Below are 17,419 nucleotides of genomic sequence, written 5' to 3'. Positions count from 1 at the left end.
CAGCAGGGATGCACGCAGCATGATGGGACAGTTATCGAGTGGGCAGGAGTGACTGTTTTACTCGTTCAACCTTGAAGATCACATTCCAGTCACTCACCTTCTGCGCAGCAGTGATCGATGTCTTGATCTGAGCGACCTGCGCCAGAACCTCGCCGATTTCTATAGTGCGTAATTGCATGGACTTGACCACCCATTTGCATTCGACTTGACCAGTCGTTTGCAATCGGATTTGACCAGCACACTGGGTGGCCTTGACCGGCAAAAAACGGCCAAAAGCGGTCAGTGACAATATTCGCAAAGGCTACCGCTCAGCTTCCCGAAGACCGATCTCGACTATTCGTTAAGTACAGCACCATCGCTGCACGAGCCGCATCTTTGATTGCTGCTCCGCGCAGTGCTGCAATGGGGTCACGTTATCCGTATAGGATGTTGATCCATGCGAGTGAACCCCAATCACTCCCGACGCGATACCTTCAGCCTCAACCAAGGTGATATTCGCGCCTTTATCAGCCAGGTGATACGCCAGCGAAGCGCCCACGATGCCGGCACTAATGACAACGACTCGTTTGTCCAGAGCATTTCCCATATCAACCTTCATTCTGTCGACCTGAAGGCGGTTTCAGTGTCTGCCTCTGGTCGACTTCTGCTTGTCGTAACGGGCAGCAGTTGTCGTCCAGAAAGCAGATGTAGATTTGTCTGAAGTGGCGAAATAGCTACCAAAATCATCGTGTTAAAACGCCGCCTGAAATGGCAGCAAGATAAGCGCGTGAGTGTTGTTGGCACTGGAGGGTACCGAAAATTCGCTCAGCTACTACGGTAAGCGTCATCAACGACTATAGTCATTGGTGAGCCAGAGCGAATCCGACCATTCCCCTGCCAACCTGGCCTCAATCCAATGCCGCGAACGCACGGCAGATTTCCTCGTGCTTATTGATGCGGAATGTGAACGTCTTGCTGCCGAAAACACTCAGGCTCAGGCTCAGGCTGAGATCGAGGCATCGTCGCGTTTTAAGAATTCCTTGATGGTGGATGGAGTTATCCGCCGGGCAAGTCGTATCCCGCTGAGCCCCCCCCAACCATCCATCTATCAAGGCTCAAGCAATGAACATTTCAGAATTCGATGATGCAAAAGAAACGACTGACGACCTGATTCAGGGTCCGCTGCCGGCCGGCACTGTCGCGCCCGACTTCACTCTTCACGCAACCCCTGACCAGCAGCTGTCGCTACACGAGCTAAGGGGAAATCCCGTGATACTGGCGTTTTATCCCGCTGACTGGAGTTCGGTTTGTGGCGACCAACTGACCTTGTACAACCAGTTGCTACCCACATTCAAAGAATACGGTGCGACGCTACTGGGTATCTCGGTTGACAGCGCCTGGTGTCATCAGGCCTTTGCCAAAGATCGGAATTTTCACTTCAGCCTGCTGGCCGATTTCGAGCCCAAAGGCGCCGTGGCGCGACAGTATGGAGCGTACGACTCTCACCTGGGGGTTTGTAAGCGGGCGCTGTTCGTGATTGACAAGGAGGGGGTGGTCGCCTGGAGCTACGTCTCACCGATGGCAATCAATCCTGGGGCGGACGGCATTCTGGATGCGCTGGATGCTCTGGCGAATTCGCCACAAAGCACGCCAGCCAAAAATTAACAGGTGATCACATGGCCACTCTCAAAGTCCCGGTAAGTGAAAACGACCATCGCCAGGGAAGTGCGCATGCCAAGGTCACACTGGTGGAATTTGGCGACTATGAATGTCCCTATTGCGGTGAAGCGTATTGGATGGTCAAAGAGCTACAAAAGCATTTTCGCGATGATCTGCAGTTCGTGTTCCGTAACTTTCCACTGACCACCGCTCACCCGCATGCGATGGGTGCAGCTGTCACCGCTGAGTATGCCGGGAGTCGAGGATTCTTCTGGGAGGCTCACGACGAATTGTATGAAAATCAGGAACGATTGGGCCTGCCGCTGTTTCGGGCCATCGCTCTAAAACACGGCCTCTCCGACGAAGAACTCTATCTTGCTATGCAAGACGGTACTTACATACCCAAAATAAAATCCGACTTCAATGGCGGTGTACGCAGCGGCGTGAACGGTACTCCGGCGTTTTACTTTGACGGGCTTCGCTATGACGGGCTCCCAGAGTTCAACGAGATGAGTCAGCTGATTGAGCTTCTGTTAGTGCGCGGACGAAATCTCTAGATAGCCACATCGGCCTGGCATTACCCACACCAGAGCCGAGGGCAAACCAGCGTTAGCTTCCTTTTACATTAAAGAGGTGCACACGGAGCCGGCAGCTAATGAAATCTTTGAAGTATTATGAAAAAAATCGACACGCCACATGGTTGGAGTTGTTTTTCGACCTGACTTTCGTTGTTACGATAGGCCAGGTTACGCATACTCTCGGACATGTTCATGAAGGCCACTTTGAACATAAGCAATTATGGACATTCTTACTGCTTTTTGTACCGTTGTGGTGGATCTGGTCCAGTCACACGATTTACTCCAACAGGTTTGATACAGACAGCAATCTTCACCGTTTGGCAACATTATTCATAATGCTCCTGCTCATTGTGCTATCGGCACGGATCGGGGAAGACCTGGAAGTGAACTACCCGCTTATTATTGCCTGCTATTTTGGCATACGTGCCATCATCAGCATCATGTACATTTCGTCCATAAGTAAATTCGATTCCCGCGGCGAGCTCTCCTCCAGGCTCGGCTTCGCCCTGTTAATCAGCGCAGTCATTAGTCTCTCATCGGTTATTTTTGACCCGCCCGTGCGTTACCTTGTCGCTTATGTTGGAATTATTCTCGATATTCTGTTTCCTGTATTTTTCTGGACTAAACACAAGCCACTGCCAGCCCATACAGAACACTTGGTTGAACGCATAGGCTTGCTCACCCTCATCTTATTGGGCGAGTCAGTAATCAGCCTTTCTGGAGGTTTATCTAACATTCAATGGGATCGTTATAATGTGACGGCGGCAATCACCGGATTCATCATGATTTGCAGTATCTGGTGGATCTATTTTGATAGCTTTTACCTGCTGAGCAAAAATCACAGCAGTATGAGTGGGCACGCCTTGATCTACTCGCACCTTTTTCTTTTTATGGGGCTGGCACTCCTGGCAAATTTGATCAGACATGCGATCCTGAATGACATTGCGATGCGCGATTTCCAGATCATGTCGATCATCGGCATGGCATTGTTTTTCCTGGGGAAGCAATATGGCTATTTCATAGCCGTGAGTCGAATAAGGAAATACATACTGCAAAACACCTTGATCGTGTTTTCTTTAGGTGGGTTAGTTATATTTCTACCGCGTGTCGAGTACATATTGGTCGGCCTGACAGTAACCATGATCTGTTATGTTCTCCTGAATTTCAGATATCGTTGAGTCTTTATTATCAGGCCACAGCTCGGGAAAAGTGATCAAGCGGCTGGTCTGCGGCTTGCGCGCTGCCCACTACGTCATTTTCAGTGTCCGAGCGACATGCGACGCTACCCTTGGTCTCTTTGGGTTTGTAATCCTGGTGTCGTCGACCATAGTTAATAGCCGGATGCCCCTTTTAGCTATTGCGACCAGATAGCACCAGCCGCATCGTAACAACAGGAGCCACGTCATGGTCAAAGTAGCGTTGTTCGTTCGTCTGGAAGCAAAACCTGGGAAAGAGAAAGAGGTGGAGCGCTTTCTCTTAAGCGGCCTTCCTTTAGTGGAGGAGGAGCCAGCCACTACAGCCTGGTTTGGAATCCGCTTGGGGCCGTCCACCTTTGGCATCTTTGACGCATTCCCGGATGAAGCGGGCCGGCAGGCTCATCTTTCGGGCAAGGTCGCGGCGGCGCTTATGGCAAACGCTGCCGAGCTGTTTGCTGAACCGCCATCAATCGAGAAGGTTGACGTCCTTGCGGCCAAGCTGCCCGGTTAAGCAAATCCAACAGGAAGTTCCATTCAGTTCGGGGAGGCTCACGATGTCTTGTATGAAAATCAGGATCACTTGGGCCTGCTGCTGTCCCGGGCGGTGATCAATTAAAACACTTTTATTTAAGATAAATGTCATGGCTAAAGTGCCGTGTCCAGGATTCATGCCATGCTTGCGCGCTCGGTATAAGTGAAAGGATACGCGCGCAAATCGTGTCCATGGACGGCGTGGAAGCCGCACAGAATCTGCAAGGCAATGTGCTCATCATTGGTTTAGGCTGGGTAGGGGTAGACCGGGCACCGGTCGCTCATGGCGCGAAGATCTCCATCATTGATATAGATCCGGAGGTCATCCGCGCCGTGACACCTTATGGTTTCGTCAAGTGAGCATTCGTCGGCGTAGCAGTGACCGATGTTCGATGCGCTGCCGGACGCGGCTGCACTCCGAACTGCGCAACGATGTGCGTACCCAATTCCTCAATAACCTCCGCCGCAGGGCGCTTGCCATATTTGAGATTGAGAATGACGTGGTCCACGCCGATTTCCTCAAGCGACTCCAGCAAAAACCGTAGATGGTAACGTCCAAGTCTGAACCCCAAATGGATACGTGTGGGTGGCGTGGACGGATTCTCATCGAGATCGATGTACAGCGACTGAGTAAAGGGCTTGTACACAGAGCCACATTGCCTGGTGACCTCCAGCCGCCAATCTTCCACGACCAGCCGCTGCATATTCGGTATGCGTGGATAGTTGATCCATCCGTTGCTCTCACGCGCGATCCAATCCAGTGACTGGCGACTATTCCCGGTCACGAACATTGGAATGAACTGGGTGGTGGGTTTCGGAATCAGGTCTGCGCCCCGCATTTCACCAGTGCTCCAGTGGATGGGCTCAAAACTGGTGCTGTGGGCGCAGCGAATCACCTCGTAGTGTTCTCGAAAGATCTCTCCACGCTTTTCGGGATCGACGCCAAACGCCGAAAACTCCACTGGCCGATCGCCCGAAGCAACCCCCAGAATCAAGCGACCAGTGCTCAACTGATCGACGCTGGCTGACGCCTTGGCCGTGTGCAGGGGATGGTGCAGCGGGATGGCGATGGAGGCGGTGCCAAGTGCAATCTCCGAGGTATGGGCGGCCATATAACCCAGGTAAACCCAGGGGTCGAAGACTTGGCCGACATCGCCGAAGCCAGGGTCGCGAAGCGGCACGTCGCGAAACCAGAGCGCGCAGAAGCCCAGCGCCTCGGCTTGTTTAGCCAGTGTGACCTGGTTGAGCATGCTCGGAGTGTCCCCGTCGAACGCCTCCATGGGAAAGAATAATCCAAGGCTCAAATGCCCCTGAGTAAAAGTTCGGCTGAACCCTCGATGCTGCTGGTAAGGAATCGTGCTCGGCCGATACATACGGATTGACCTCATGGCAGAACGTGAACAGCGCCCCCGTTTCCAGAGGTGCTGCGGCATCGGTCGCTTTTGAACGACAGGTGGGGGGACTGGGTCTGGCTTTTACCCGTTGCGCCGTACTGCTGGTCGTGTGGACCGGATTCAGGGGCCAGTTGCTGGCGATAGGCGCGGGTTGGTCCGGGTGGGTGTTAAGCGGACGGTCAAAGGAAGTCAGATCTCTCGGCTCTATACCACCAGATGGGCAAGGCGTTCGAGAAATCATTCTATAAGCGTAGGCGGTTTTGCAGCTCTCCGCCATATTCTTACAATCGAGCCGCTTCCGGGCGAAAGTTGCGTATCGAAGACAGTTATCGGTCGTTTCCTGCCATTCCAGAACGGCCGCTATTGGCCGATAGCCGCCTGTTGGAAGAGGTAACTTTCTACCCAAATCCAAGGGCGGCTGACCATCGGTGGCCGCATTACAACCGTCACGAAAAATCGCATCTCCCTAGAAGCAGACTGCTGCGGATCACTTCATACACAGCAGATCAACGTCGCCCAGTCCGAGTGCTCACATCCACCCACACGGCCAACACCAGAATGCTGCCCTTGACGATCATCTGCCAGTAACTGTCGACGTCGAGCATGGACATGCCGTTGTCCAGGCTGGTAATGACCAGTGCGCCGAGGAGGGCGCCGTAAACGGTGCCGGACCCCCCGCGCATGGAAGTGCCGCCGATGAAGCAGGCGGCGATGGCGTCGAGTTCACCCATGCTTCCGGCCGAGGGTGAACCGGCGGCCAGGCGTGCGGTGTTGACCACGCCGGCGAGGGCGCACATGACTCCCATGATTCCGAAAATCCACAGCTTCACGGCCTGCACATTGATACCGGACAGACGTGTCGCTTCCATGTTGCTGCCCACGGAATACACGCGCCGGCCGAACACGGTCTGGCTGGTCACGTAGCTGAAACCGCCCAGCAGAACCAGCAGAAGCAGGACCGGCACGGGAATGCCGTCATAGCTGTTGAGGGTCTGGACGAATCCGGCTAGCACCGCGCCGATCAACAGCACACGCACGACGTCACGCACCAGTGAATGTGCCGCAAGGCCATGAAGGGCGCGATTGCGTCGTTGTTTCCAAGTCAGGAACAACGTCAGTGCGAACAGCAGAACGCCCAGGCCCGTTCCGATTGTGTGGGGCAAATAACCCTGACCGATGTAGACGAGTTCCGGTGATACCGGGGCGATGGTCGTGCCGCCGGTAATCCCCAGCAAAATGCCGCGGAAAGCCAGCATGCCTCCCAGCCCGACGATGAATGACGGAATGCGCAGGTAGGCGGCCATGTAGCCGTTGGCGAGGCCGATCAGCAGCCCGCACACGGCCACAAGGCTCAGGTTCGCCAGCAACGGTACGTGGTAGACCACGTCGAGAATAGCCGCGACACCACCGAGCAGGCCCAGCAATGAGCCGACCGACAAATCGATCTCACCGCTGATGATGACCAGCACCATGCCGCAAGCGAGAATTCCGGTAATGGACATCTGGCGCAGCAGGTTGGAGAGGTTGCGCGGTGTCAGGAATCCACCCTCGGTCTGCCAACTGAAAAACAGCCAGATAAACGCCACGGCAAACACCAGCGCGAGCATTTTGTAGCGGGTGAAAAGTTGTTTGACCTGATTCATTTACGCGGATTTCCGATCATTGTTGTTATGGCCAGCAGGCTGGCTGAGTGCGGCGGCGAGCACCTGCTCCTGAGTGAGTTGCTGGTTGATGAAGTCGCCACGCAACTGGCCTTCGCCGATCACTAGCACGCGGTCGGAAACGCCGAGCACTTCGGCCAGCTCCGAAGACACCATGATGATCGACACGCCTTCGGCCGCCAGCGCCCCCATCAATTTGTAGATCTCGTACTTGGCGCCGACATCCACACCTCGGGTGGGCTCATCGAGAATTAACACCCGGGGTTTGGTCAGCAGCATCTTCGCCAATACGGCTTTTTGTTGATTGCCACCGGACAGACTGGTGATCGGCAGGAACGGGCTCGCGGTCTTGAGGTGCAGGCGCGAAATTTCTCGATCAATGCTGCCCAGTTCGGCTTCGGCATCGATGCGGGTCAGTTTCGAGTAACTGTCCAGCACGGCCAGGGTGATGTTCTGGCCGACGCCCAGGTCTGGAATGATCCCTTGACGCTTACGGTCCTCCGGCACCAGGCACACGCCGGCGCGGATTGACTTGAGCGGTGTGCGGGTATCGATGAGTTGGCCGTCCAGCCAGACTTCGCCTTCGTGGCGACCGGGATAGGCGCCGAACAGCGCGGTCACCAGTTCGGTGCGGCCTGCACCGACCAACCCGGCGATGCCGAGGATTTCCCCGCGTTTGAGACTGAACGAAATGTCGTCGACCCGTTTGCGCCCGGGGCTGTCGACGTCGTAGCAGGTGATGTGGCGAGCCTCGAAAATCACCTCGCCAATGTCGTGTGGCTCGGTGGGGTAGAGGTTGCTCATTTCCCGTCCGACCATCTGGGTGATGATCTGCGGAATATCCATGTCCGCCATGGCGGTCGTGGCGATGTGTTTGCCGTCCCGGATCACCGAAATCGTGTCGCACACCGCGGCCACTTCATCGAGCTTGTGGGAGATGTAGACACAGGCAACACCCTTGGTCTTGAGGTCGCGGATGATGTCCAGCAGCACCTCGATTTCCGAACGGGTCAGGGCCGATGAAGGCTCGTCGAGGATCAGCAGGCGTGCCTGCTTGTTCAGTGCCTTGGCGATTTCCACCAGTTGCTGATAGCCGCCGCCGTACTGCGAAACCGGCAACGATACGTTCATGTCCGGCACTTTCAGTTCACGCATCAGGGCTTCGGCGCGGTGGATCATCGCCGGGTAATTCATCCGCCCACCGGGCAGCGTCAGTTCATGGCCCATGAAAATGTTCTCGGCCACCGACAGGTCGGGAACCAGGGTCAGTTCCTGGTGAATGATGACGATACCGGCGGCTTCCGTTTCGCTGATCGATTGCGCCTTGAGCGGTTGACCGTCCCAGAGGATCTCACCGTCCCAGGTGCCATGGGGGTACACCGCGGAAAGGATCTTCATCAGCGTGGACTTGCCGGCGCCATTCTCGCCGCAAAGCCCTACGCATTCCCCTGGCTTGACCTTGATGTCGATGCCATTGAGCGCTGTGACACCGCCGAAGGTTTTGACGATACCGTTCATTTGCAGCAGATAGTCGGACATGGCAGAGACTCATAAGCGGCAGTGACGAGGCGGGTCCCCGCAGGAGCGGGCTGGCTCCTGCAGGGGGGGCATTACCGGGCGATGATCACTGCCCGGCAATCTGCGCCTTGGTGTAAAACCCGTCCTGTTCCAGCAAGTCGATGTTGTCCTTGGTCAACGGAGTCGGGGTGAGCAGGATGGTGTCGACTTTTTTGCTGCCGTTGTCGTATTGCGAGCTGTAGGCGGGTTTCTCGTTACGCGCCAGTTGCACCGAGAGCTTGGCAGCTTCGGAGGCGATGAGTTTGAGCGGTTTGTACACGGTCATGGTTTGCGTGCCGGCGATCACTCGCTTGACCGCTGCGAGGTCTGCGTCCTGCCCCGAAATCGGCACCTTGCCGGCCAGTTGCTGAGAGGCCAATGCCTGGATGGCGCCACCTGCCGTGGCGTCGTTGGAAGCGACGATGCCGTCGATTTTGTTGTTGTTGCGGGTCAAGGCGTTTTCAACAATGCTCAGCGCTTCGGTCGGGTTCCATTCCTTCACCCATTGTTGGCCTACGATCTTGATATCCCCCTTGTCGATGGCCGGTTGCAGCACTTTCATCTGACCTTCGCGCAGGACTTTTGCGTTGTTGTCGGTAGGCGCACCTCCGAGCAGGAAGTAATTGCCCTTGGGCGCTGCGTGCAGCACGCCGCTGGCCTGCATCTCGCCGACCTTTTCGTTATCGAAGGAAATGTAGGCGTCGATATCCGCGTTGAGTATCAGGCGGTCATAGGACACGACCTTGATCCCGGCTTTCTTCGCTTCGGCCACTACGTTGGTCAGGACCGTGGCGTTGAACGGCACGATGACGATCACATCGACGCCACGGGAAATGAGATTTTCGATTTGCGAAATCTGCTTTTGCTCGTTGGCATCGGCCGACTGTACAAAGACCTTGGCGTCCATTTTCTCCGCCGCCGCGACGAAGTAATCGCGGTCACGCGACCAACGTTCCAGCCGCAGATCATCAATGGAGAAACCGATTTTCGGGTGGGCAGCATCGGCCATCACCGGTAGCGACAGCAGCGCCAGGGCGCTGGCCAATAGCGCGCGTTTCACATTTTTCATGGTGGTGCGTCCTTTTGTTTTTGTTTGAAAGACACTGCCTGACGATGAGTCTCGGGCTGGTAGAACTGTAGAGAATTGGCAGACGCAGAAGACACAGATTTGTCGTGCGAATGTCACAGCGTTGTTGCGCCCGCAGACGCCGTGGCGATCAGCGATAGATGAACCGGTTGACGACGTTTTCGAGCATTTCCTGCCTGCCGCTGACGGCCTGCGGATTCAGTTCGTTGGCGAAGGCATGTTCGGCCAATGACTGGAGGTTGAACTCACCCGCCAGCACCGACTGCCCGAACGGCTGCTGCCAGCCGGCGTAGCGTTGATCCTTGAGCCGCTGAAGCTGGTCGTTCTGCACCATGGCGGCTGCCCGTTCCAGGGACAGGGCGAGGACGTCCATTGCGCCGACGTGACCATGGAATAGATCGATCTCACCAAGGCTCTGGCGGCGAACCTTGGAGTCGAAGTTGAACCCGCCATTCTTGAACCCGCCGGCCTTGAGGATTTCATAGGTGACCAGGGTCATTTCTTCGACGCTGTTGGGGAACTGATCGGTGTCCCAACCGTTCTGCGGGTCACCGCGGTTGGCGTCGATGCTGCCGAAAATCCCCAGCGAGATGGCTGTCGCAATCTCGTGATGAAAGCTATGACCGGCCAGGGTCGCGTGGTTGGCTTCGATGTTGACCTTGATTTCCTTTTCCAGGCCGAACTGCTGGAGAAAGCCAAACACGGTGGCGCTGTCGTAATCGTATTGGTGCTTTGTCGGCTCCTGCGGCTTGGGTTCGATCAGCAGGTCACCTTTGAAACCGATCTTGTACTTGTGCTCGACTACCATGCGCATGAAGCGGCCCAGTTGTTCGCGTTCACTTTTCAAGTCGGTATTGAGCAGGGTTTCGTAGCCTTCGCGACCGCCCCACAACACGTAGTTGGACCCTTTCAGGCGTTGGGTCGCGTTCATGGCGCTGAAGACTTGGGCAGCGGCGAAGGCAAACACTTCGGGATCCGGGTTGCTGGCGGCGCCGGCGGCAAAGCGCGGATTGCTGAAGCAGTTGGCGGTGCCCCACAACAGCTTGATCCCGCTTTCCTCCTGATGTCGCTCCAGATGATCAATCATTTGCGCGAAGTGGTTGCGGTAGTCCTTCAACGAATTGCCTTCCGGGGCGACATCCGTGTCGTGGAAGCAGTAATAGTCGATACCCAGTTTGGAGAAGAACTCGAACGCGGCTTCCGCCTTGCCAATCGCCAGCTCCATCGGGTCGCCGGGGTGTTGCCACGGGCGCTTGAAAGTACCTGCGCCGAACACATCGGAGCCCGGCCAGACGAAGGTGTGCCAATAACAGGCGGCCATGCGCAGGTGTTCGCGCATGGGTTTGCCGAGGATGATTTTGTCGGCGTCGTAGTGACGGAAGGCGAGCGCAGAATCGCTGGAAGGGCCTTCGTAGCGAATCTTGTCGACATCGGGGAAGTACGGCATTGGCAATGTCCTTGTTGTTCTTGGCGGTGTCTCGATACTAGCAACGGCCCCATGCCTGCTGATTATGAAAATCACCAACACTGGGTGCGATTTTGCGTATTGAGATTCGTGGTCTGCGCGCCTAGTCTGTGCAAACCGCCTCCGTGAGAAGGGGCCCCGGAACAAGCCTGAAAATAATGAAAACAGTACCGCCTGTTCACCGCATCGCACTGTTGTTCAACGGGAGCAAGATCTATGACCGGGGTATCATCAGCGGCATCGGCAACTACCTGAGCAGCACTCGCGCCTCCTGGGATCTGTTCCTGGAAGAGGATTTTCTCTGCCGGTTGAAAGGGATCGAGCGCTGGCAGGGTGACGGGATCATTGCCGACTTCGACGATCCGCTGATTGGCGAGGCGCTGGCCGACATCAAGTTGCCGGTGGTGGCGGTGGGTGGTTCTTATCAGGATGAGCGCGCCTACCCGAAAGGAATCCCTTATGTCGCCACCGACAATAACGCATTGATCACCCTGGCTTACGCGCACTTGATCGAGGCGGGGCTGCAGCGTTTTGCCTGCTTCAGCCTGCCTGAAGCGCAGGCCAATCGTTGGGCGCAGGAGCGGGAAAAAGCCTTTCGACGGCTGATGCAACGTGACGGCCTGCATGCCGAGGTCTACCGCGGCATGGGCACAAGCGCACCTCTCTGGGACAGCGCCGTCGAACAACTGATCGCCTGGCTGCAAAGCCTGCCTAAACCCATAGGTATCATCGCCGTCAGTGACGCCCGTGCAAGGCAGTTGCTGCAGGCCTGCCTGACCGCCGGAATCGCCGTACCGGAGCAGGTGGCGTTGATCGGCATCGACAACGATCCGCTGACACGCAGCCTGACCCGGGTCCCCCTGAGTTCAGTCATTCAGGGCACCGAAACGATGGGCCGCACCGCCGCGCAACTGCTCCACCAGATGCTGCACGGCATGCCGTCCACCGGCACCCACATCCTGATCCCGCCGGATGCGATCAACGTGCAGGTGTCGAGTTTGCACCAACCGTTGGGCAACCCCTACGTCATGCAAGCGCTGCTGTTTATCCGCCAATATGCCTGCCAGGGCATCAAGACCGCGCAAGTGGCGGCTTATGTCGGCGTCTCGCGCTCATCGCTGGAGTCGCACTTTCGCACTGTGAGGGGCTGCAGCGTGCATGATGAGATTCTGCATTTCAAACTGGCGGCGGCGACGAGCGGGTTGGAAAATACCGAGACAGCGATTGCGGAAGTTGCCCGCGCGTGCGGATTCAAATCCGCACAGTATCTGCACACGGTGTTTCGTCGCGAGTTTGGCTGTACGCCCCGTGAATACCAGCAGGGCGCTATAGTGATGCCGGGCGCAATTGGTTGATTGTTGTGGGGTGAGAAGGGTTGGTTTGGCCAGAAGTAGTCATTCGACACCTCCCTTTGCCAAGGGGCCGAAGCAGGGATGCGGCTTGTCCAAAAGCGCAAGAGACGGTCGATTTAACATCGCCGTAGTACGAGATCTAATTGGCGCATTAACGCAAACGCTCATTTGTGCTGGCGCCGTCTACCAGGCGTTGAATGCCGAGCGGATTGGCGTTTTTCAACGCGTCGGGAAGCAAACTGTCCGGGTAGTTCTGGAAGCAGATCGGCCGCAGGAAGCGGTTGATCGACAGCGTTCCCACGGACGAGCCTCGGGCATCCGAGGTGGCGGGGTAGGGGCCGCCATGAACCATCGCATCGCAGACTTCGACACCGGTCGGGTAACCATTGAGCAAAAGGCGACCCGCCTTCAGTTCCAATACTGGAATCAACTCGGCAAATATCTCCAGATCCGCGGGTTCGGCAATCAAGGTCGCGGTCAGTTGTCCCTGCAAACCGTGCAGCGCGTGCTGCAGCTGTTGCCGGTCATTGACCGCAACGACGACTACAACCGGGCCAAACACCTCGTGCTGCAGCAGTTCGTCATGGTTGATCAGCAGTTCTGCGTCCGCTTCGAACAGCTGTGGGTTAGCCTGGATACCTGCTTGAGGGTTCCCCGCTCGATGGTGGATCTGCGGATGATCATGCAGGCGGGTCAGGCCATCGGAGTAATTGCACAGCCCGCCGGCGTTGAGCAGGGTATGTGCAGGCTGAGCGTTGATCTGCCAGGTCAGCTCATCGAGAAACGCATCGAACTCGGGAGAGCGTATTCCGATCACCATTCCAGGTTTTGTGCAGAACTGTCCTGCCCCTTGAACCACAGAGGCGCAGACCTCGGCCGCAATGTTTGCACCACGGGTCTTGAGGGCCTCTGGCAGCACCAGTACCGGATTGACACTCGACATCTCGGCGAACACCGGGATGGGTTCTGGTCTTGCCGCTGCCATGTCACACAGCGCCCGGCCGCCCTTGAGCGAACCGGTGAAGCCAACAGCCTTGATTGCCGGGTGTTGCACCAGCCAGGCACCGACCATCCCGCCGTAAATCATGTTGAAGACACCGGGCGGCATTCCGGTCTGTTCGGCGGCGCGAATGATTGCCAGAGCGACCCATTCCGCCGTAGCCATGTGCCCGGGGTGTGCCTTGAATACCACCGGGCAACCGGCCGCGAGCGCAGCGGCGGTATCACCGCCCGCCGTAGAGAAGGCCAGGGGGAAATTGCTGGCGCCGAATACGGCGACCGGGCCGATACCGATGTGGTATTGGCGCAGATCGGGACGGGGCAGGGGTTGACGGTCAGGCAGGGCACGATCGATACGTGCCCCAAAGAAATCCCCACGTCGCAGCACCTTGGCAAACAGTCTCATCTGCCCACTGGTACGGGCACGTTCACCCTGAATACGTGCGGCCGGCAGCGCCGTTTCGCGGCAGACCGTCGCGACGAATTCGTCACCCAGGGCGTCGAGCTCATCCGCGATGGCGTCGAGAAACGCCGCGCGTCGAAGGGGCGGCAGGGTGCGGTACAGCGGGTAGGCCGCTGCCGCCGCATAGGCGGCAGCATCCACTTCCTCTCGCGTGGCTTCAGTAAAGTAGCCCGGAAGTTCCTGCCCAGTGGTGGCGTCGAAACTTTGCAGGCGCGAGTGACCTTCGGCGCTGCGTGCGCCATTGATAAAGTTGTGTCCGGTGCTGGCGTTCATAGGCATTCTCGTTTTGGCTAGCGTGGCTTGATCGCGGCAGAAACCAACCCGCGACCGTGCAAGTTATCGAGCAGGGCGCGATAACCCATCTGCCAGGCCGGCGCGCGATCGCTTGTCGTCACGCGGTTGACCAGCGTGCCGAACCTGGCGCTGCTGATGGCGACCAAATCACCCTCTTTATGGGTGAAGCCTCCGCCGGGTAGATCGCGGTCTTGCTTGGGGGCAAACAGCGTGCCGAGGAACAGTACAAAGCCGTCCGGGTACTGATGGTTCTCGTTGAGTGTCTGGGCGACCAGATCCAGTGGGTCACGACTGATCTGGTTCATGGAGCTGCTGCCATCCATGATGAAACCATCGTCGCCTACGACACGCAGTGCGACTTCTGCCGAGCGCACGTCCTCGATGCTGAAGGTTTCGTCGAACAGTCGGATAAATGGCCCAAGCGCGGTCGACGCATTGTTGTCTTTGGCTTTGGAAAGCAACAACGCACTGCGCCCTTCGAAGTCGCGCAGGTTGACGTCATTGCCCAGCGTAGCGCCCTGTACCTTGCCACGACTGGAAACGGCCAATACCACTTCGGGCTCTGGATTGTTCCAGCTGGACTTCGGATGGATTCCAATGTCCGATCCGTAACCCACCGCTGACAACGGCTGAGCTTTGGTGAATATCTCGGCGTCCGGGCCGATGCCTACTTCGAGGTACTGCGACCACATGCCCTGGCTGATCAGCACTTCCTTGAGCGCGGCGGCCTGGGAAGAGCCCGGCACGATGTCCCCGAGGTCAGTACCGATGCTCGCTACCAGCGTTGCGCGAATGCTATCGGCCTTGGCCGGGTCGCCCTTGGCCTGCTCTTCGACCACCCGCTCAAGCATGCTGGTTGTGAAGGTCACCCCGGCGGCTTTTACCGCTTGCAGGTCAATCGGCGCCAGCAGCCATGGCTGTGTTTCGTCGCGCATCGAGACATCGCTGTTGCACAGTAACGCGTCAACACTGATTAGCGCCTGCTCCAATGGCAGGCTGCGCAGGTAAGCAACGGGGTCATCGAGTTCAAGCAGGGCCGAAACGGTCGCCACCCGAACGCTGATGTCATAGACCTCGCGGTCTTTAAGCAGGACGATGGCAGGCCCTGCCGTGGCGCCAGGAATCCACACGCGACCGATCCAGGTGCCTTGCGAGAGGTCCTGGGCTGGAGTGTTCAACTCCGACAATGTGATGGTAATTTTTTTTGGGGGCATGAAAAAAACCTCGGCGAAAGTGGCGAATCAGTGGGAATGACGTGGGTCGCCGCTGCGTGCGATGACCCGCAGGTGCAAGGTCGCGGGCTCCAGGCAACCACCGGTCGAGAGTTGGCCAACCTGCTGTCGGTAGAGTTCCTGCCATGGCGTTTGCGAGGCTGGAAAGGACGGTTTGAACGCCGCCTGGCGGCGTGCCATTTCGCTCTCATCCACGAGGAGATCGACGCGGCGAGCGTTGAGGTCGACGCGAAGACGATCATTGGTTTCCAGCAAACCGATGCCGCCCCCCACCGCGGCTTCAGGGGACATGTTGAGTATCGACGGGCTGGCCGAGGTCCCGCTCTGGCGTCCATCACCCAGGCAGGGCAGGGAGTCAATGCCTCGTTTGATCAGTGCTGCGGGTGGGGCCATGTTGACCACTTCGGCGCTGCCCGGATAACCCACGGTGCCGCAGCCCCGAATCACCAGAATGCAACGCTCGTCGATGTCCAGAGCCGGGTCGTTGATGCGCGCCTGATAGTCCTCGGGGCCATCGAAAACAATGGCTCTGGCTTCGAAACTGTTTTCCGCGCCCGGCTCGGACAGGTAGGTTTTGCGGAATGCTTCGCCCACCACCGACATCTTCATGATGGCGCTGTCGAAGAAATTACCGCTCAGCACGATGAACCCGGCCCGTTGAATCAAGGGATTTTCGTACGCGTGGATCACATCGGTATCGCTGGCGGCCGTATGGCTGACGATCTCGCCAACGGTCTTGCCTGAGACCGTGTCGCAGCCTTCATGCAGTCGCCCGGCTTTCTGCAGTTCGTGCATGACTGCCGGGACGCCGCCCGCGCGGTGGAAACCCTCGCCAAGGTATTTCCCGGCGGGCATGCAATTGACCAGCAGGGGCACGTCTTCGCCAATCCGTTGCCAGTCTTCCAGGCTGAGATCGATGCCGGTGTGCCGCGCGATAGCGATGAGGTGCGGCGGGCAATTGGTCGACGCCCCCAAGGCCGACGCCACGGCAATGGCATTTTCAAAGGCTTCGCGGGTCATGATTTGGGTAGGACGAATATCCTGACGGACCATGTCGACGATGCGCTTGCCAGTCGCATACGCCATCTGGCCGCGTTCACGATAGGCGGCTGGAATGCTCGCACAGCCGGGCAGCGACATACCCAGCGCTTCGGCCAGCGCGTTCATCGACAACGCGGTGCCCATCGTGTTGCAGTGACCGATCGAAGGAGAGGCCGCCGTGGTCATCTCCATGAAGCCTTCATAATCGATCTCTCCACTGGAGAGCAGGTTGCGCGCATGCCAGAGCACCGTGCCGGAGCCGATCAATTTGCCTTTGTGGTGCCCATCAAGCATTGGACCGCCCGACAAGACGATCGCCGGAATATCAACCGTCGCGGCCGCCATGAGACAGGCAGGGGTGGTCTTGTCGCAGCCAGTGGTCAGCACCACGCCATCCAGCGGGTACCCATGAAGAATCTCGACCAGGCCCAGGTACGCCAGGTTGCGATCCAGTGCGGCAGTCGGACGCCGGGTTTGTTCGGCCATCGGGTGCACCGGGAACTCCATCGGAATGCCGCCGGCATCGCGAATACCTGCTTTGGTGCGTTGCGCGAGTTCGAGGTGATGACGGTTGCACGGCGCGAGATCGCTACCGGTTTGAGCGATGCCGATGATGGGACGGCCCGATTGCAACTCCTCGCGCGTCATACCGTAATTCATGAACCGTTCGACGTAGAGCGCGGTCATGTCAGCATGACTGGGATCGTCAAACCATTGTTGACTTCGCAGAGGCAGAGGAGTGTTTTCGGGCATGGTTTTTATCTCTTGTTAGAGGCATATCAGCGGAAAGTGAACCACCGCAGGAGGCGACAAACAGGCGAATCATCACCGCCGTCGGCGTTCGAATGGCTTTATGTTACCGGTAACATTTCATTTGTAAAGACCCAATCTCGACGTTCGAATGGGCGCTGGACACCTTTGCAAGGAGCAG

Annotated in this window: 15 protein-coding genes and 2 pseudogenes; 7 read left to right on the top strand and 10 right to left on the bottom strand. The window is 57.4% G+C overall.

The window, feature by feature from the left end; translation table 11 throughout:
• Window positions 1–31: 31 nt before the first annotated feature.
• Both PMI01S_RS32445 and PMI01S_RS31195 read right to left on the bottom strand, forming a co-directional pair.
• The gene (locus PMI01S_RS32445; RefSeq protein WP_371850926.1) at window positions 32–178 is read right to left on the bottom strand and encodes a hypothetical protein; all 147 of its coding nucleotides are present in this window, start codon (window positions 176–178) and stop codon (window positions 32–34) included.
• Between the two features lie 238 nt (window positions 179–416).
• Window positions 417–586, bottom strand: a pseudogene (locus tag PMI01S_RS31195) (FAD-dependent oxidoreductase); the annotation flags it as partial.
• 184 nt (window positions 587–770) lie between these two features.
• On the opposite strand from PMI01S_RS31195, the pseudogene PMI01S_RS32035 reads away from it, so the two are divergent.
• The 6 genes and pseudogenes from PMI01S_RS32035 to PMI01S_RS17330 all read left to right on the top strand — a co-directional run.
• Window positions 771–1,124, top strand: a pseudogene (locus PMI01S_RS32035) (hypothetical protein); the annotation flags it as partial.
• Entirely contained in the window at window positions 1,102–1,644 is a 543-nt protein-coding gene (locus PMI01S_RS17350) for a redoxin domain-containing protein (RefSeq protein ID WP_084321203.1), read from the top strand. The pseudogene PMI01S_RS32035 and the gene PMI01S_RS17350, both read left to right, overlap by 23 nt.
• Before the next feature lie 11 nt (window positions 1,645–1,655).
• A complete protein-coding gene (locus PMI01S_RS17345; protein WP_084321202.1) occupies window positions 1,656–2,195 on the top strand; it encodes a DsbA family protein in 540 nt (179 codons plus the stop codon).
• Between the two features lie 98 nt (window positions 2,196–2,293).
• A complete protein-coding gene (locus PMI01S_RS17340) occupies window positions 2,294–3,394 on the top strand; it encodes a low temperature requirement protein A (protein WP_084321201.1) in 1,101 nt (366 codons plus the stop codon).
• A 226-nt stretch (window positions 3,395–3,620) separates the two neighbouring features.
• Window positions 3,621–3,923 carry a putative quinol monooxygenase gene (locus PMI01S_RS17335; protein WP_025569629.1) on the top strand — a complete coding sequence of 101 codons (303 nt, stop codon included), beginning with the start codon at window positions 3,621–3,623 and terminating at the stop codon, window positions 3,921–3,923.
• Window positions 3,924–4,135: 212 nt separating this feature from the next.
• The gene (locus tag PMI01S_RS17330) at window positions 4,136–4,303 is read left to right on the top strand and encodes a hypothetical protein (RefSeq protein WP_503826414.1); all 168 of its coding nucleotides are present in this window, start codon (window positions 4,136–4,138) and stop codon (window positions 4,301–4,303) included.
• Here PMI01S_RS17330 and PMI01S_RS17325 read toward each other — a convergent pair.
• The 5 genes from PMI01S_RS17325 to xylA all read right to left on the bottom strand — a co-directional run bounded on the left by PMI01S_RS17325 (window position 4,285) and on the right by xylA (window position 11,089).
• A complete protein-coding gene (locus PMI01S_RS17325; RefSeq protein ID WP_084321199.1) occupies window positions 4,285–5,316 on the bottom strand; it encodes an LLM class oxidoreductase in 1,032 nt (343 codons plus the stop codon). The genes PMI01S_RS17330 and PMI01S_RS17325 overlap by 19 nt on opposite strands.
• A 527-nt stretch (window positions 5,317–5,843) precedes the next feature.
• Entirely contained in the window at window positions 5,844–6,980 is a 1,137-nt protein-coding gene (locus tag PMI01S_RS17320; protein WP_084321198.1) for a sugar ABC transporter permease, read from the bottom strand.
• Window positions 6,981–8,537: a D-xylose ABC transporter ATP-binding protein gene (xylG, locus tag PMI01S_RS17315; RefSeq protein WP_084321197.1), complete on the bottom strand. Its 1,557-nt coding sequence runs from the start codon at window positions 8,535–8,537 to the stop codon at window positions 6,981–6,983.
• A gap of 85 nt (window positions 8,538–8,622) precedes the next feature.
• Complete coding sequence (xylF, locus tag PMI01S_RS17310) at window positions 8,623–9,624, bottom strand: D-xylose ABC transporter substrate-binding protein (RefSeq protein WP_084321196.1); 1,002 nt, start codon at window positions 9,622–9,624, stop codon at window positions 8,623–8,625.
• Between the two features lie 148 nt (window positions 9,625–9,772).
• The gene (gene xylA, locus PMI01S_RS17305) at window positions 9,773–11,089 is read right to left on the bottom strand and encodes a xylose isomerase (protein ID WP_084321195.1); all 1,317 of its coding nucleotides are present in this window, start codon (window positions 11,087–11,089) and stop codon (window positions 9,773–9,775) included.
• A gap of 176 nt (window positions 11,090–11,265) precedes the next feature.
• Here xylA and PMI01S_RS17300 point away from each other — a divergent pair, with 176 nt between their 5' ends.
• Window positions 11,266–12,462 carry a XylR family transcriptional regulator gene (locus PMI01S_RS17300; protein ID WP_084321194.1) on the top strand — a complete coding sequence of 399 codons (1,197 nt, stop codon included), beginning with the start codon at window positions 11,266–11,268 and terminating at the stop codon, window positions 12,460–12,462.
• A 148-nt stretch (window positions 12,463–12,610) separates the two neighbouring features.
• Here the strand turns inward: PMI01S_RS17300 and PMI01S_RS17295 are convergent, their stop codons facing one another.
• Genes PMI01S_RS17295 through PMI01S_RS17285 form a run of 3 tightly spaced genes read right to left on the bottom strand, consistent with a single transcriptional unit; the run spans window position 12,611 to window position 17,241 of the window.
• Window positions 12,611–14,194 (bottom strand): aldehyde dehydrogenase (NADP(+)), encoded by a 1,584-nt coding sequence (locus PMI01S_RS17295; protein ID WP_084321193.1) that lies wholly within the window; start codon window positions 14,192–14,194, stop codon window positions 12,611–12,613.
• A gap of 17 nt (window positions 14,195–14,211) precedes the next feature.
• Window positions 14,212–15,429 carry a fumarylacetoacetate hydrolase family protein gene (locus PMI01S_RS17290; RefSeq protein WP_090473929.1) on the bottom strand — a complete coding sequence of 406 codons (1,218 nt, stop codon included), beginning with the start codon at window positions 15,427–15,429 and terminating at the stop codon, window positions 14,212–14,214.
• Window positions 15,430–15,456: 27 nt separating this feature from the next.
• On the bottom strand, window positions 15,457–17,241 hold the full coding sequence (locus tag PMI01S_RS17285; RefSeq protein WP_084321192.1) for an IlvD/Edd family dehydratase: 1,785 nt from the start codon (window positions 17,239–17,241) through the stop codon (window positions 15,457–15,459).
• Between the last annotated feature and the right edge of the window lie 178 nt (window positions 17,242–17,419).

The organism is Pseudomonas migulae NBRC 103157, assembly GCF_002091715.1.
Lineage (GTDB): Bacteria > Pseudomonadota > Gammaproteobacteria > Pseudomonadales > Pseudomonadaceae > Aquipseudomonas > Aquipseudomonas migulae_A.
The sequence above is the reverse complement of the archived record's forward strand: the minus strand, read 5'-3'. Positions and strand labels throughout refer to the sequence as shown.

Coding starts and splice junctions, on each gene's coding strand:
- PMI01S_RS32445 (WP_371850926.1), bottom strand. CDS start 178: ATGCAATTACGCACTATAGAAATCGGCGAGGTTCTGGCGCAGGTCGCT.
- PMI01S_RS17350 (WP_084321203.1), top strand. CDS start 1,102: ATGAACATTTCAGAATTCGATGATGCAAAAGAAACGACTGACGACCTG.
- PMI01S_RS17345 (WP_084321202.1), top strand. CDS start 1,656: ATGGCCACTCTCAAAGTCCCGGTAAGTGAAAACGACCATCGCCAGGGA.
- PMI01S_RS17340 (WP_084321201.1), top strand. CDS start 2,294: ATGAAATCTTTGAAGTATTATGAAAAAAATCGACACGCCACATGGTTG.
- PMI01S_RS17335 (WP_025569629.1), top strand. CDS start 3,621: ATGGTCAAAGTAGCGTTGTTCGTTCGTCTGGAAGCAAAACCTGGGAAA.
- PMI01S_RS17330 (WP_503826414.1), top strand. CDS start 4,136: ATGGACGGCGTGGAAGCCGCACAGAATCTGCAAGGCAATGTGCTCATC.
- PMI01S_RS17325 (WP_084321199.1), bottom strand. CDS start 5,316: ATGTATCGGCCGAGCACGATTCCTTACCAGCAGCATCGAGGGTTCAGC.
- PMI01S_RS17320 (WP_084321198.1), bottom strand. CDS start 6,980: ATGAATCAGGTCAAACAACTTTTCACCCGCTACAAAATGCTCGCGCTG.
- xylG (WP_084321197.1), bottom strand. CDS start 8,537: ATGTCCGACTATCTGCTGCAAATGAACGGTATCGTCAAAACCTTCGGC.
- xylF (WP_084321196.1), bottom strand. CDS start 9,624: ATGAAAAATGTGAAACGCGCGCTATTGGCCAGCGCCCTGGCGCTGCTG.
- xylA (WP_084321195.1), bottom strand. CDS start 11,089: ATGCCGTACTTCCCCGATGTCGACAAGATTCGCTACGAAGGCCCTTCC.
- PMI01S_RS17300 (WP_084321194.1), top strand. CDS start 11,266: ATGAAAACAGTACCGCCTGTTCACCGCATCGCACTGTTGTTCAACGGG.
- PMI01S_RS17295 (WP_084321193.1), bottom strand. CDS start 14,194: ATGAACGCCAGCACCGGACACAACTTTATCAATGGCGCACGCAGCGCC.
- PMI01S_RS17290 (WP_090473929.1), bottom strand. CDS start 15,429: ATGCCCCCAAAAAAAATTACCATCACATTGTCGGAGTTGAACACTCCA.
- PMI01S_RS17285 (WP_084321192.1), bottom strand. CDS start 17,241: ATGCCCGAAAACACTCCTCTGCCTCTGCGAAGTCAACAATGGTTTGAC.